Below are 12917 nucleotides of genomic sequence, written 5' to 3'. Positions count from 1 at the left end.
CAATTAAGTCTTGTTTAGCCAAAGTGTTTTAACCTCAATACAACTATCCCCCTATGTTCTAAATTTTGATTATTTAATTCAGGGAGTCTTAACATATTTTATCAAATCCTAAATTATACCAACTAAAATACTTTCCCACCAACTTTGGAGTAGCGGGGTCAGGGAAGCATTTTTCCCGTGGGCTAGCTCAAGGCATAGGTTACACCGGTCGTACCATTATAAGAACCATTAGTCTAAGGATTAGGCTAATGGTATTAGGTATTAGCTACAAGAGGGTCAGATGATGGCTTCCATGCCCCATGCAGGGGGGGTTTCCGACTTTCTGCTGAACCCGCTTAGCCTAAAACCATTACCCTAGAACCTGTTTAATGGATTCTGTGACTTCCTCTAAGGAGAGATCACCATTAATAGATTTTAAAGCTGAGTGTTCTCGGTAAAACTCCACCAAAGGAGCTGTTTGATGGTAATAGACCTCAAGACGTGTGCGGATAGTTTCCTCATTATCATCTGTACGTCCCTCCTTACGACCCCTTTCCAATAGTCTGTCGAGCAAAACCTGATCTGGCACTTCCAGGTTGATGGCACCATCAAAAGTTTGGTCAAGCTCCTGCAACAGGTCATTCAAGAAATGGGCTTGGCTGACGTTACGGGGAAAACCGTCTAAAATCCAACCCTTTTGAGCATCGGGTTGATTTAGGCGATCGCGGATCAGATCTATGAGCAACTCGTCAGGCACCAATTCTCCCTTATCCATATAGGACTTAGCTTTTTGACCCAGGAGGGTTTGGGCACTAACAGCCCCTCGCAAAATTTCCCCAGTTGAAATGTGAGGAATCCCTAGTTGTTCAGCCACAATTTTGGCTTGAGTTCCTTTACCTGCTCCTGGAGGTCCTAAAAAGATTAATCTTTTCATGTGTCATGTGTCATGGGTGATGTGTCAGTTGGTTTTTGTCTTAGGCAATGAACACAAACCAACTGACCCGAAAATTTGAGGCTCATCCACCGAAAAAAGCTGCTGCGCCCATTGCCCAATCACTTTACTGCTTGACCATACCTTCGTAACGCTGGGAAATCACGTAGGTTTGAATTTGTTTGGCTGTGTCGATGGCAACCCCCACCAAAATCAGCAAGGATGTGGCACCTAATCCCCTAAATGTGGTTACACCAGTGGCGCTTTCGACTGCAGTTGGTACTACAGCTACCAGTCCTAGGAAAATTGCTCCTAATAAGGTCAGTCGGTTCAAAACTCTCTCTATATATTCACTGGTAGCCCTTCCTGGTCGAATACCAGGGATACTCGCCCCCATTTTCTTCAAATTCTGGGACATATCTACTGGGTTTATAATCAGGGAGGCGTAGAAGTAGCTAAAGAACAAAATCAAGACTAAATAGACAGCAACATAGACCCAAGGAGTTTGACCATTGGGGTTGAGATAATTGGCAATCTGAATTAGAACTTGATTGATTGGGGCTAACAATCCATTGCTATTATCGCCACTAGTTATCCCAGCTAGAGATGTGGGTAGGATTAAGACGGCTGAAGCAAAGATAATTGGCATCACGCCACCTTGGTTTAGCCTTAGGGGCAAATAATTTTTCCGCTCCCGGTAAAGGCGCTTACCAACTTGACGTCTGGCAGTAATAATCGGAATGCGTCGGCTGCCTTCTTGCACAAAGACAATACCGACAATCATGACTAGGAAAACTAACAGCAGCACAATTACCTTACCCACTGTTTCTCGACCGCCGGTCTGAGCCAGTTCAATGGTTTGACCCAAGGTGCGGGGCAAAACAGCAACAATATTGACAAAAATCAACAGTGAAGCTCCGTTGCCAATGCCTCGTTCGGTAATTAACTCTGATAGCCACATCACGAACATAGAGCCAGCCGTGAGGGCAAGGACAGTTTCAAACACGAAGAATGCGCCTGGTTCAACAGCAAACCGCTGTGCCCACAACGATAAGCCAATACTTTGAATCACAGACCAGCCTAGGGCAACATAACGGGTAATCTGACCGATTTTTCGACGCCCTGCTTCACCTTCGTTTTTCTGCAAATTTTCTAAAGCAGGAATTGCTGCCGTTAGCAGTTGTAGGATAATCGAAGCATTAATATAAGGCAAAATTCCCAAGGCAAAAATCCCTAGGGCGGAAAAACCACCACCAGAGAAAAAGTCCAAAAGACCTACAAACGGGCTATTCTGGAGTTCTGCTGAAAATCTGGCTCGATCAATTCCTGGTACAGGAAGAAAGACACCCAAGCGGGCTAAAATTAACAAACCAACGGTGACAAGCAGCCGACCTCTAAGGCCAGCCGCTTGAGCCATTTGCATAAACGTCTCTTGAGCAGTTGGGGCTTTGTCTCGACTGACAGTCATTTAAGGTACCTCTTGAAGATACAGGAGCATAAGGGCTAAAGGGGTTACTTAGCTATAACTTCCCAGCTGCCACCAGCCGCCTCGATTTTTTGGCGGGCACCACTTGTAAAGGCAGCAGCTTTTATATTGAGTGGCACATTCAGCTCCCCATCACCGAGTAGTTTCAATGGACCATCATTGGTGGTGACCACACCTGTCTCCAACAATGATTCCAAAGTTACCTCAGTATTGGCGGGAAGTGAGGCCAACTTACCTACGTTGATTGTAGTGTAATGTTTGGGGTTAATGACCGTAAAGTGTTTTAACTTGGGGATACGGCGATATAAGGGCATCTGACCCCCTTCAAAACCAGGTCTTGTCCCTCGACCTGAACGGGATTTTTGACCACGCATTCCAAAACCGCAGCTAGCCCCTTGACCAGCGGCAATGCCACGACCTACACGGCGTCGGCGCTTTTTGGAGCCTTTTTTTGGGACTGCATCATTGATTCTCATCGATCGTTTTTTGTAAGGGTGAAAATGTTTTTTTTAAGATTGACGGCTGACGCTAAACCGTCAACCTTGAGCATATTACTTTTATTTCTAGCTACCTGGTTTTTAATTTATGCATAGATTTGTTCAAGGGGAATGTCTCGTTCTTGAGCCACCTCTGAAAATGTGCGTAGGGAATCAAGAGAGTTGATTGCTGCTCTAGCATTATTGAGGGGGTTATTGGAACCAAGCTGTTTAGCTAAGACATTTTTAACTCCAGCTAACTCAAGTACTGTGCGCACAGCACCCCCAGCAATTACCCCAGTTCCGGGAGCAGCAGGTCGCATGATTACTTTGGCTCCCACCGCCCTACCTCTAGATGGGTGAGGAATGGAATTAGTTTTGGTTAAGGGTACATCAATCAGTTGCTTTTTGGCATCAGCAACTCCTTTACGGACAGCACCAATTACATCACTGGCTTTGCCTACACCAACCCCCACTTGACCTTTTTCATTACCTACAACTACGATGGCCCGGAAGCTCAACTTTTTGCCCCCTTTGACCACCTTACTAACGCGGCGGATTTGGATAACCCGCTCTTGCCAATTACTTTCTTTTTCTTTAGAGCGGTTGTTTTTTCTACGATTTGCCATAGTTCGCTAGAAATTAAATCATGATAGTAAGTATTCAAAGATTAGCTAATTTATAGTTGCTAATTTTTAACTGTTAATTTCAATTTTCAGTTGTTAATTGTCAATTAGCATTTACTAAAAATCTAGCCCTGCTTCACGAGCAGCTTCTGCTAAAGCTTTGACACGACCATGATATAGGTAGCCCCCACGGTCAAAGACCACTTTCTTGAGACCTTTTTCTAGTGCTCGCTGGGCCACCAACTGACCCACTTTAGCTGAGGCTTCACAAGTGGCTCCAGATTTGAGTTCAGATCTCAGAGCTGGTTCTAACGTTGAAGCTGCCACTATGGTATGTTGCTGATTGTCATCGATAACTTGCACATAAATGTGCTCATTAGAGCGAAATACAGCTAATCTTGGGCGTTCAGCAGTACCACTGACTTTCCGGCGTACCCGCCTATGTCTGTGTCGTATAGATTCTTTTCGAGTAAGTTTCATAGTTTACTTCTTACCTGCTTTACCAGCTTTACGTCTGACTATTTCACCGGCATATCGAATGCCTTTACCTTTATAGACTTCTGGGGGTCGAACTGCACGAATTTTTGCAGCTGTGTTGCCTACAACTTCTTTGTTGATGCCACTGACAATCACGTTGGTGTTGTTTTCAACTTTGACTTGAATCCCCTCAGGAGGAACGATCTCCACTGGCTTGCTGTAACCAACGTTTAAAATCAGATTACGACCCTGCACTTGAGCTCGATAACCGACTCCCTGAATGTCCAAACGTTTTTCAAACCCTTTGGAGACTCCCTCAATCATGTTGGCAACCAAAGTGCGAGACAAACCATGACTTTCACGGGCGGTTCGGGTTTCTTCGCGCCGGGAAACCTGTACAGTTTCACCAACTTGCTCAGCTTTAATTGTATCTGGCAAAACCCAATCCAGTTCACCTTTGGAACCTTTGACCTTCACCTGTTGACCGTCTATTGTTACAGTAACTTTACTGGGAATTGGTATAGGGCGCTTGCCAATACGTGACATAAAATTATCCTCCTAACTAAAGAAGTATGAAATATAAAGTATGAAGTATGAAGTATGAAGTATGTCATGAATTGGTTAATCAGCTAATCCGATCAATCCTAGGTTGGCCCAAGGACCGTTTGGCATATACTGAGCTGATTATTGCTCGAACTGATGCTCTAATCTACAGGGGCTTCCAGCTGATAGCTGGCAAGCCTAGATTTTTAAGTAGCGAGTCAGCTGACGGCTCTTAGTAGATCCTTCATCCTTCATGCTTCATCCTTTACCATACGTAACACAGAACTTCACCACCAATTCCCCGACGCCTTGCTTCCCTGTCGGTCATGATGCCATTAGAAGTAGAGATAATAGCAATCCCAATCCCTCCCAAGACTCTTGGCAGTTCTTTACGGTTGGAGTAAACTCGCAATCCAGGTTTACTCACCCGCTTCAGGGCTCTGATAATTGGTTTGCGATTGTTGCCCTTGTATTTTAGGGAAACAACTAAGTATTTTTTGACCCCTTCGCCTGCTTCCTCAAAATCAGTAATAAAGCCTTCTTCTTTGAGTACTTGGGCAATCGCCCGGGTCATTTTAGTTGATTGTACATTTGTTGTTTGATGCCGAACCAAGCAGGCATTTCTAATGCGGGTCAGCATATCTGCAATTGTGTCGTTTGCCGGCATTGTTCCTTCCTATGATTACAGGCTTATTTATCCCGGAAAGGCATTCCCATCTCTTTGAGTAAGGCGCGACCTTCTTCGTCAGTGTTGGCAGTGGTGACTATGGTAATATCCATACCACGAATCTGATCGATGCTGTCGTAGTCTACTTCTGGAAAAATGAGTTGCTCTCGCACCCCAAGAGTGTAGTTACCACGACCGTCAAAGCTTCTAGGGCTAAGACCCCGAAAGTCCCGAATTCTTGGTAGGGCTAAGTTAATTAGCCGCTCTAGAAAGGAGTACATACGCTCTGAACGGAGGGTAACCGTGACACCAACAGGCATCCCGGCACGGATTTTAAAACCCGCGATCGCTTGTTTTGCTCGTGTGACCACCGGTTTTTGACCGGTGATTATGGCAATTTCGTTTACCGATGATTCCAGAGCCTTGGCATTTTGAGATGCCTCTCCTAATCCTCGGTTAAGACTAACTTTGACTAATTTCGGTACTTGATGAATGTTTTTGTAACCGAATTGCTCTTTTAATTTGGGGACTATTGTTTCCTGGTATAGGATTTTTAACCCTTTTGTCATAGTTTTTTTCCTTTGATTTCCCTGGGCTTGGTCAGGGCAATTGTCATTAGTTATTAGTCATTGGTCATTGACCATTAGCCATTAGTAACTGAATAATTAGTCAATAATCTCACCAGTTTTTTTGAGCATCCGCACCTTCCGACCATCGTCGGTAAAGGTATAGCAGATGCGGCTAGCAATTTTTTCTTTATTCGAGTAAAGCATAACGTTGGAGCTATGGATTGGAGCTTCAAACGTAGCAATTTGACCTTTCTCACCTTCTTGTTGAGGCTTGACATGCTTAGTTTTGACGTTAACTCCTTTGACTACTACCTTGCTAATTTTGGGTAGCGTCCGCAAAATTTCTCCAATTTTGCCTTTATCTCGACCGGCAATCACTTGTACCGTGTCGCCCTTTTTAACGTGCATTTTGTAGCGTAATGGGGTATCAGTTTGTGCCTTCTGGTGTTTAATTGGCATCAGAGTACCTCCGGAGCAAGGGATATAATTTTTGTGAAGTTTTTCTCTCGCAGTTCCCGCGCTACAGGGCCAAAAACGCGGGTCCCTCTGGGATTGCCATCTGGGTTTATGATTACTGCTGCGTTGTCATCAAAGCGAATACTCATACCGCTTTCCCGACGTAGCCCCTTGCGGGTGCGCACAATCACAGCCCTAACTACATCTGACTTTTTGACGCCCATATTTGGAATGGCATCTTTGACCACACCAATAATTACATCACCCACACCGCCGTAGCGCCGATTTCCTGCACCAATAACGCGGATGCACATTATTTTTCTGGCTCCACTGTTGTCAGCAACGTTTAGGTAGCTCTCTTGTTGAATCATCAGTGTTCCTCCTCTAATAGAGTAATGAGTTATGAGTTAAACGAGTTATTAGTTAAACATTGCTAAGTTTCCAATTCCGAAAGGATTTTCTTCCGAGATCTCACGCACATTGGTAGGTCGTGGAAAACCCACATCGACTAGGGTTAACTCGCTATTTTGAGGAACTACTGACGATTTCAGCAACCATCCAGCGTTTGGTACGACTCAGTGGTCGTGTTTCTCTAATCCGAACGCGATCGCCTTCTTTACATTTATTTTCCTCATCATGAGCTTTGTATCGCTTGGTACGCACAACAATTTTGCCGTACTTTGGGTGGGGAGACCTATTTTCAATAGCCACCACCACAGTTTTGTTCATTTTGTCGCTGACCACCAGGCCAACTCTCTCTTTTGCTGCCATACTATTCCTTATGCTTCTGATTCTGATTGTGGGGTATCACTTTGTTCTGATTGTGGGGTATCACTTTGTGAGGTATCTGTTGATTCTTTCTGTTTAGCGAGTTGGCGTTCTCGTTCTACTGTCATTAGCTGAGCGATTCGGTGCTTAAGATGCTTAAACTGGTGAGGTTTTTCTAAGCGTTTGGTTGCCTTTTGCAGGCGCAAGTCAAACAACTGACGCTTAGCTGCTAAGATTTCCTGCTCTAGTTCGGCATCGCTCAGGCTTCTAGCATCTTCTATCTTGGGCAGAGCCATAGCTTATACCTGTTCCCCTTCACGAGAAATGAACTTCAATTTAATGGGAAATTTGTTCGCAGCCAGACGCATGGCTTCCCGAGCCACCTCTTCGCTTACCCCAGCGATTTCATAGATAATCCGACCGGGTTTAACTACTGCTACCCAAAACTCTGGGGAACCTTTTCCAGAACCCATACGAGTTTCTGCTGGACGCATGGTGACTGGTTTATCTGGGAAAATTCGAATCCAGATTTTGCCACCACGACGAACGTAGCGCGTCATTGCCCGACGACCTGCTTCGATTTGGCGGGAGGTAATCCAAGCTGGTTCTGTGGCTTGCAGGGCATAATCACCAAAGTTAATGGTACTGCCACGAGTGGCCATACCCTTCATTCGTCCCCGGTGCTGTTTGCGATATTTTGTTCTTTTTGGACTTAACATAATTTGTTCTTTGTTAATTGAAAATCGAAAATTGAAAACTGACAATTAACAAGCAAGCAATTTTCAAAATACTAGTGAGTCATTACTAGTCATTTGAGCGGTCTTCAAACTGCTGGCGGCGTTTTGGCTGACGGCGACGAGGTTGAGCTGTGTTAGGGGTAGGCTTTTCTTCTTGACCGGGAATCACTTCCCCTTTGAACACCCAAACTTTAATGCCCAAAATTCCATAAATGGTTTGGGCCGTTTTGTAGGAATAGTCAATATTTGCCCGGAGGGTATGGAGGGGCACTCGTCCTTCACGAGTCCACTCGGTTCGGGCAATTTCAGCTCCATTTAACCGACCACCTACCTGAACTTTAATCCCTTGGACATCAGCCCGCTGAGCCCGCTGAATTGCTTGACGAACCACTCGTCTGAAGGAAACTCGGCGCTCTAGCTGTTGGGCAATGTACTCGGCAATTAGGGTAGCATCTGCATCCACCCGTGATACTTCCACGACATTGATACGAATCTGACGATTGTTGCCCAGGGATTTTTGCAGACCGACACGCAAAGACTCAATACCACTGCCACCACGACCAACAACTACTCCAGGTCGAGCTGTATGAATTTCTAAATCAATCTGGTCAGCTTTGCGCTCAATCCGGATGTCGGAAATTCCAGCATTATTGAGGTTTTTGTCAACATATTGTCTGATTTGATAATCTTCCTGCAACAGAAGCGGATAACGCTTTGAGTCGGCAAACCAGCGAGAGCGATGCTCTTGCGTGATACCTAGCCGAAAACCAATTGGATGTATTTTCTGTCCCACTGTTCTTTTCTTTCCCTATTATCTAGCCATAGCGCTATTAGTGTTCACCCTTGGTAATGCTCAATCAACTCACTAACTAATCATCTACTTCTGGAGAAACAGCCACCGTGATATGGCAGGTTGGCTTGCGAATCTGATAAGCACGACCTTGAGCTCTTGGTCGATACCGCTTCAAGCTTGGTCCCATATCCGCAAAAGCTTTAGTGATGTATAAGCTAGCTGGGTCAATCCCTGCATTGTGTTCAGCATTGGCAACAGCGGAGCGTAGTACTTTCAAGACTGGTTGACAAGCCCGGTAGGGCATAAATTCCAGAATGATCAGAGCTTCCCGATAGGAACGCCCCCGAATTTGGTCAAGTACTCGCCTCACTTTACTTGGAGACATCCGAATGTAGCGTGCGATCGCTTTAGTTTCTGCTGTAGTGTCTATCGCCATCGTTCCATCATTTGCTTTCTTTATAGCTACTAACTACTGAACTAATCACTTTAACGACGGGCCTTACCATCCTTAACATGTCCCCGAAATGTTCGAGTCGGGGCAAATTCGCCCAGCTTATGACCTACCATCTGCTCATTGATAAAAACTGGTACATGTGTCCGCCCGTTATGAACGGCAATGGTGTGACCAACCATCTGCGGCACAATGGTCGAGGCTCTTGACCAGGTTTTAATCACCTGTTTTTCACCTTTAGCATTCAAGGTTTCAATCTTAGTCAGAAGACTATCGGCTATAAAAGGACCTTTTTTTAATGAACGACCCATAATTCAACGCTCGTTAGTTTTTAGTTGTTAGTTGGTAGTTAATAGTTGCTAGTTGGTAGTGATTAGTTGCTATTTACAACGTTTAACCTGCTAACTTTAACGTTCAACTCCTTAAGAATCGCGACCACCGCGCCCTCGCTTAGAGGATTTCCGCCTACGCCGGACAATTAAAGAACTACTTTGCTTTTTGGCCTTACGAGTTTTGGCTCCCAAGGCTGGTTTCCCCCAGGGGGTCACTGGACCGCTTCTACCAATAGGAGCTCTACCCTCACCACCGCCATGGGGGTGATCTACCGGGTTCATTACACTGCCCCTTACTTGGGGACGACGGCCTCTATGTCGATTGCGACCAGCTTTACCTAAACTCAAGTTTCTGGCTTCAACATTACCGACCTGTCCAATAGTGGCGTAGCATTCTTTACGCAACATCCTGACTTCACTAGACGGCAGCTTTAGGGTGACATAGTCACCTTCTTTAGCTTGCACTTGAGCAGTTGCTCCGGCTGCACGGACAATCTGTGCTCCTCGCCCTGGGATCAGTTCAACGTTATGCACGTTGGTGCCTAAGGGAATATCCTTTAGGGGCAAGGCATTGCCTATTTCGATGGGAGAGTCAGGCCCAGATATAATGGATGACCCCACTTCCAAACCCACAGGATGCAGGATATATCGCTTTTCACCATCTTGATAGTAGAGAAGCGCAATCCTAGCATTCCGATTGGGGTCATACTCAATTGCTGCCACTTTTGCCGGAATATTGTGCTTATCCCGGCGGAAGTCAATTACCCTGTATAGACGTTTATGTCCGCCACCGCGATGGCGACAGGTAATAACACCGCGATTATTGCGACCTTTTTTACGATGCTTAGACTTGGTTAGGGATTTTTCTGGCTCAGTCCGAGTAATCTCAGCGAAGTCTGAGACAGTACCCTGACGAGTGCCTGGGGTGTATGGTCTATAGCTACGGATGCCCATAACAAGTATTTTTTACTTAGTTTGTCTTGACTAGTTTGTCTTGACTAGTTTGTCTTAACAATTGACAATCTACCAATTGGCAATTAACCAAATTAATAATTAGCAATTAGCAATTAGCCAGTTTTATACGTCTGGGAATAGAGTAATCGAATCTCCTGGAGCTAGGGTAACAATCGCCCGTTTGTACTGGGTTTTGTAACCTACAAATTTTCCCACTCGACGCTTTTTCCGTGGCGGACGTAGGGTATTTACTGCCACCACTTTCACTTCAAAAAGACTTTCAATCGCGGCTCTAATTTGTGGCTTTGTCGCTTTGATAATCACATCAAAGACATACTTGTTCTGCTCCATCAGTAGGGTCGCCTTTTCAGTCACAATTGGGCGAATCACCAAATCAGCAAGGTCACGGGGGTTATACTCAGTCATTGTAAACCTCCTGAATTTTGGCAAGAGCCGTGTTAGTTGTCACGATTTTATCAGCGGCCAGGATATCATAGGTATTCAAGTTGGTGGCATAAATCAACTTGACAGTTGCTAGGTTACGGACTGACAAATAAACCTTTTCTTCTGGCTGAGCTAGGATTAGGAGAACTTTTGACTCAGGCTCAATTCCCCAACGACCAATTGCTGCCACCAAATCCTTGGTCTTGGGTCGTGGTAGTTGCTCAGTAAATTCCTCTACCACAATCAAATCCTCTGCTCGACTCATAAACGCTGTTCTCAGAGCCAAGCGACGCTCTTTGCGGTTCATTTTCTGGCTATAGTCTCTGGGTTTCGGACCAAAGATCACACCACCACCACGCCATAGGGGTGAACGATTAGAACCAGCACGAGCACGACCGGTTCCCTTTTGTCGCCAAGGTTTGCGTCCTCCACCTCTAACTTCGGAACGAGTTTTTGTACAAGCATTGCCTTGACGAGCATTGGCCATTTGTCTCACCAGTGACCGGTGAACAATGTGGGCAGCGTTTTCTTCTTTGGCAACTCGCATCTGGAGTGTTGCCTGCCCTACTTCTTCCCCTTGCCAGTTTCGCACTGAACAATCTACCATTTGTTCTCTCCTTCTTAGCGAGCAAGCGTTTAGCAATTAGCTGTTAGCTTTTAAGCACTTAGGGGGTGCTAGTAGTAAAAATAAACAGTTACATATACATCAGGCTTACACCTAACGATGAGGGAGCTAATTGCTTTTTCGTTCTGACTAACGTCCGACTTTATTAGTGGGTGCAATGCTCAAGAGTGTCCCTGGTTTACCGGGAACTGCACCTTTAATCGCTAGCAAATTGCGCTCTTGATCTATCTTGACTAGTTCAAGTTTGCGAATTGTCACCTTGGTACCGCCGTAACGACCAGCCATTTTCTTACCTGGATAGGTACGACCAGGGGTTGTCCCTGCTCCAGTGGAACCTGGAAGGCGGTGGTTTTTGGAACCATGAGCCATCGGTCCTCGCCTGAAGTTGTGACGTTTCTGATAACCCGCGAAGCCACGACCAATGCTTTTACCGCTGACATCGACAATTTGACCAATACTGAACATATCGGTATTGACTGGCTGACCCAGTTCAAAATTACTGGTATCATCCACGCGGTACTCACGTAGGTGGCGTAAGGGTGGGGCGCTGGACTTAGCCAAGTGTCCGATTTCAGGCTTATTAATTGCCTTAGGCTTGACTTGGTCATAACCAATTTGAATGGCATTGTAGCCATCTGTCTGGTTAGTTTTTATTTGGGTCACAGTACATGGCCCTGCTTGGACGATGGTTACAGGAATCGCTCTTCCTTCTTCATCGAACACTTGGGTCATACCGAGTTTGGTACCGAGGATACCGACAGACACGGGTTTCTCCTTTCTAGACATTGCAGCAGTATGGCAGTAGGGATATTCACGAACCTGAATTCCCTTTGTGCCACAAACCTGTTCACTATTTATAGTGGATAAACCTCTCCTCAAAAAAATAAGCAGAGAGCCCACTTTTATCTAGCTCGGCATGACGGTCGAGCTAGATTCTCGTTCAATTGCGTTGACTGGTCAGAAAAGGCTATTCAACTTGCCTGACTTCGCTGGGACTTAAGTTGTTAATAACTCAGTATCCCTTGATCCACGAAATTGTAAGCAATTATTGACCTAAAGCAGACCCAAGAACTGATGGGACTTGTTTATACCTAACTGTCTTTGATCTACTTTAGCCCTGATGCCAAACAAACGCCTGGTATGCTGTCTATATTGTCTTGCCTCGAACCTACTTCTCAGCCCACAGCACACCCAGATCATCAGTTGCTGAGGAAGCAACTGTCATAATGTCACTATTATATAGTATATAGTATTTTGCTAAGGGTGTCTAGTTAGTTTGAGAATTAGTTTGAGAAAAATTTGCTTGCTGTATGGATTTATGTGAAATCGGGGGATTCGGAGCTCGAAGGATGCGTTCGCGTAGCGTAGCCCTTCGGGCTAATCGCATAGTCTTGAAACCAAATTATTCAGTCCTCATCCCATTCCCCAGACAACAACACACAATCCCCCACCTGCAATACTCCAGCTTCATCCACCGGATTATATAGTTTCCCTTGTCTACGCAACGCCTGAACCATCACATTGTATTGATGCTGGAGATCAATTGGCTTCATACCGACCAAACTTGAATTCTCTACCAAAGTTACCCAATGCTTAGATCCCT

At 45.3% G+C, this 12917-nt stretch carries 21 protein-coding genes; all 21 read right to left on the bottom strand.

The annotated features are described in order from the left end of the window. Positions 1–349: 349 nt before the first annotated feature. A complete protein-coding gene (locus F6K38_RS26425) occupies positions 350–913 on the bottom strand; it encodes an adenylate kinase (RefSeq protein ID WP_287250438.1) in 564 nt (187 codons plus the stop codon). Between the two features lie 124 nt (positions 914–1037). Continuing rightward, positions 1038–2378: a preprotein translocase subunit SecY gene (gene secY, locus F6K38_RS26420; protein WP_071102175.1), complete on the bottom strand. Its 1341-nt coding sequence runs from the start codon at positions 2376–2378 to the stop codon at positions 1038–1040. Between the two features lie 44 nt (positions 2379–2422). After that, positions 2423–2872 (bottom strand): 50S ribosomal protein L15, encoded by a 450-nt coding sequence (gene rplO / locus F6K38_RS26415; RefSeq protein ID WP_008191185.1) that lies wholly within the window; start codon positions 2870–2872, stop codon positions 2423–2425. Positions 2873–2979: 107 nt separating this feature from the next. Further along, positions 2980–3501, bottom strand: coding sequence for a 30S ribosomal protein S5 (rpsE, locus tag F6K38_RS26410; protein ID WP_008191187.1), 522 nt, complete (start codon positions 3499–3501; stop codon positions 2980–2982). Positions 3502–3615: 114 nt separating this feature from the next. Further along, complete coding sequence (gene rplR, locus F6K38_RS26405; RefSeq protein ID WP_008191189.1) at positions 3616–3978, bottom strand: 50S ribosomal protein L18; 363 nt, start codon at positions 3976–3978, stop codon at positions 3616–3618. A gap of 3 nt (positions 3979–3981) precedes the next feature. Continuing rightward, positions 3982–4521 (bottom strand): 50S ribosomal protein L6, encoded by a 540-nt coding sequence (gene rplF, locus F6K38_RS26400; protein WP_008191191.1) that lies wholly within the window; start codon positions 4519–4521, stop codon positions 3982–3984. A 262-nt stretch (positions 4522–4783) separates the two neighbouring features. Next, entirely contained in the window at positions 4784–5185 is a 402-nt protein-coding gene (rpsH, locus tag F6K38_RS26395) for a 30S ribosomal protein S8 (RefSeq protein WP_008191196.1), read from the bottom strand. Between the two features lie 23 nt (positions 5186–5208). Further along, positions 5209–5754, bottom strand: coding sequence for a 50S ribosomal protein L5 (gene rplE / locus F6K38_RS26390; RefSeq protein ID WP_008191199.1), 546 nt, complete (start codon positions 5752–5754; stop codon positions 5209–5211). A gap of 96 nt (positions 5755–5850) precedes the next feature. After that, complete coding sequence (rplX, locus tag F6K38_RS26385) at positions 5851–6213, bottom strand: 50S ribosomal protein L24 (protein WP_287248919.1); 363 nt, start codon at positions 6211–6213, stop codon at positions 5851–5853. Further along, entirely contained in the window at positions 6213–6581 is a 369-nt protein-coding gene (gene rplN / locus F6K38_RS26380; protein ID WP_008191203.1) for a 50S ribosomal protein L14, read from the bottom strand. The genes rplX and rplN overlap by 1 nt, the downstream gene beginning before the upstream one ends. Positions 6582–6732: 151 nt before the next feature. Further along, positions 6733–6981, bottom strand: coding sequence for a 30S ribosomal protein S17 (gene rpsQ, locus F6K38_RS26375; RefSeq protein ID WP_008191205.1), 249 nt, complete (start codon positions 6979–6981; stop codon positions 6733–6735). An 8-nt stretch (positions 6982–6989) separates the two neighbouring features. After that, positions 6990–7274 carry a 50S ribosomal protein L29 gene (gene rpmC / locus F6K38_RS26370; RefSeq protein WP_008191208.1) on the bottom strand — a complete coding sequence of 95 codons (285 nt, stop codon included), beginning with the start codon at positions 7272–7274 and terminating at the stop codon, positions 6990–6992. A gap of 3 nt (positions 7275–7277) precedes the next feature. After that, the gene (rplP, locus tag F6K38_RS26365; protein WP_044495712.1) at positions 7278–7697 is read right to left on the bottom strand and encodes a 50S ribosomal protein L16; all 420 of its coding nucleotides are present in this window, start codon (positions 7695–7697) and stop codon (positions 7278–7280) included. Positions 7698–7782: 85 nt separating this feature from the next. After that, positions 7783–8508 carry a 30S ribosomal protein S3 gene (rpsC, locus tag F6K38_RS26360; protein ID WP_008191211.1) on the bottom strand — a complete coding sequence of 242 codons (726 nt, stop codon included), beginning with the start codon at positions 8506–8508 and terminating at the stop codon, positions 7783–7785. Between the two features lie 76 nt (positions 8509–8584). After that, positions 8585–8944, bottom strand: a complete 360-nt coding sequence (gene rplV / locus F6K38_RS26355) for a 50S ribosomal protein L22 (protein WP_008191214.1) — start codon at positions 8942–8944, stop codon at positions 8585–8587. A 50-nt stretch (positions 8945–8994) separates the two neighbouring features. Then, positions 8995–9270 carry a 30S ribosomal protein S19 gene (gene rpsS, locus F6K38_RS26350; protein ID WP_008191216.1) on the bottom strand — a complete coding sequence of 92 codons (276 nt, stop codon included), beginning with the start codon at positions 9268–9270 and terminating at the stop codon, positions 8995–8997. 111 nt (positions 9271–9381) lie between these two features. Next, complete coding sequence (rplB, locus tag F6K38_RS26345; RefSeq protein WP_008191218.1) at positions 9382–10245, bottom strand: 50S ribosomal protein L2; 864 nt, start codon at positions 10243–10245, stop codon at positions 9382–9384. A 123-nt stretch (positions 10246–10368) separates the two neighbouring features. Next, a complete protein-coding gene (locus F6K38_RS26340) occupies positions 10369–10671 on the bottom strand; it encodes a 50S ribosomal protein L23 (protein WP_070390686.1) in 303 nt (100 codons plus the stop codon). Further along, the gene (gene rplD / locus F6K38_RS26335; protein WP_008191222.1) at positions 10664–11296 is read right to left on the bottom strand and encodes a 50S ribosomal protein L4; all 633 of its coding nucleotides are present in this window, start codon (positions 11294–11296) and stop codon (positions 10664–10666) included. Before rplD ends, F6K38_RS26340 begins: the two co-directional genes overlap by 8 nt. Positions 11297–11443: 147 nt before the next feature. Continuing rightward, positions 11444–12079, bottom strand: coding sequence for a 50S ribosomal protein L3 (gene rplC, locus F6K38_RS26330; protein WP_287248933.1), 636 nt, complete (start codon positions 12077–12079; stop codon positions 11444–11446). A gap of 641 nt (positions 12080–12720) precedes the next feature. Further along, on the bottom strand, positions 12721–12917 hold a 197-nt coding region (locus tag F6K38_RS26325), incomplete at its 5' end, for a cation:proton antiporter regulatory subunit (protein ID WP_287358000.1).

It is taken from the genome of Moorena sp. SIO3B2, assembly GCF_010692525.1.
GTDB classification, from domain to species: domain Bacteria; phylum Cyanobacteriota; class Cyanobacteriia; order Cyanobacteriales; family Coleofasciculaceae; genus Moorena; species Moorena producens.
The sequence above is the reverse complement of the archived record's forward strand: the minus strand, read 5'-3'. Positions and strand labels throughout refer to the sequence as shown.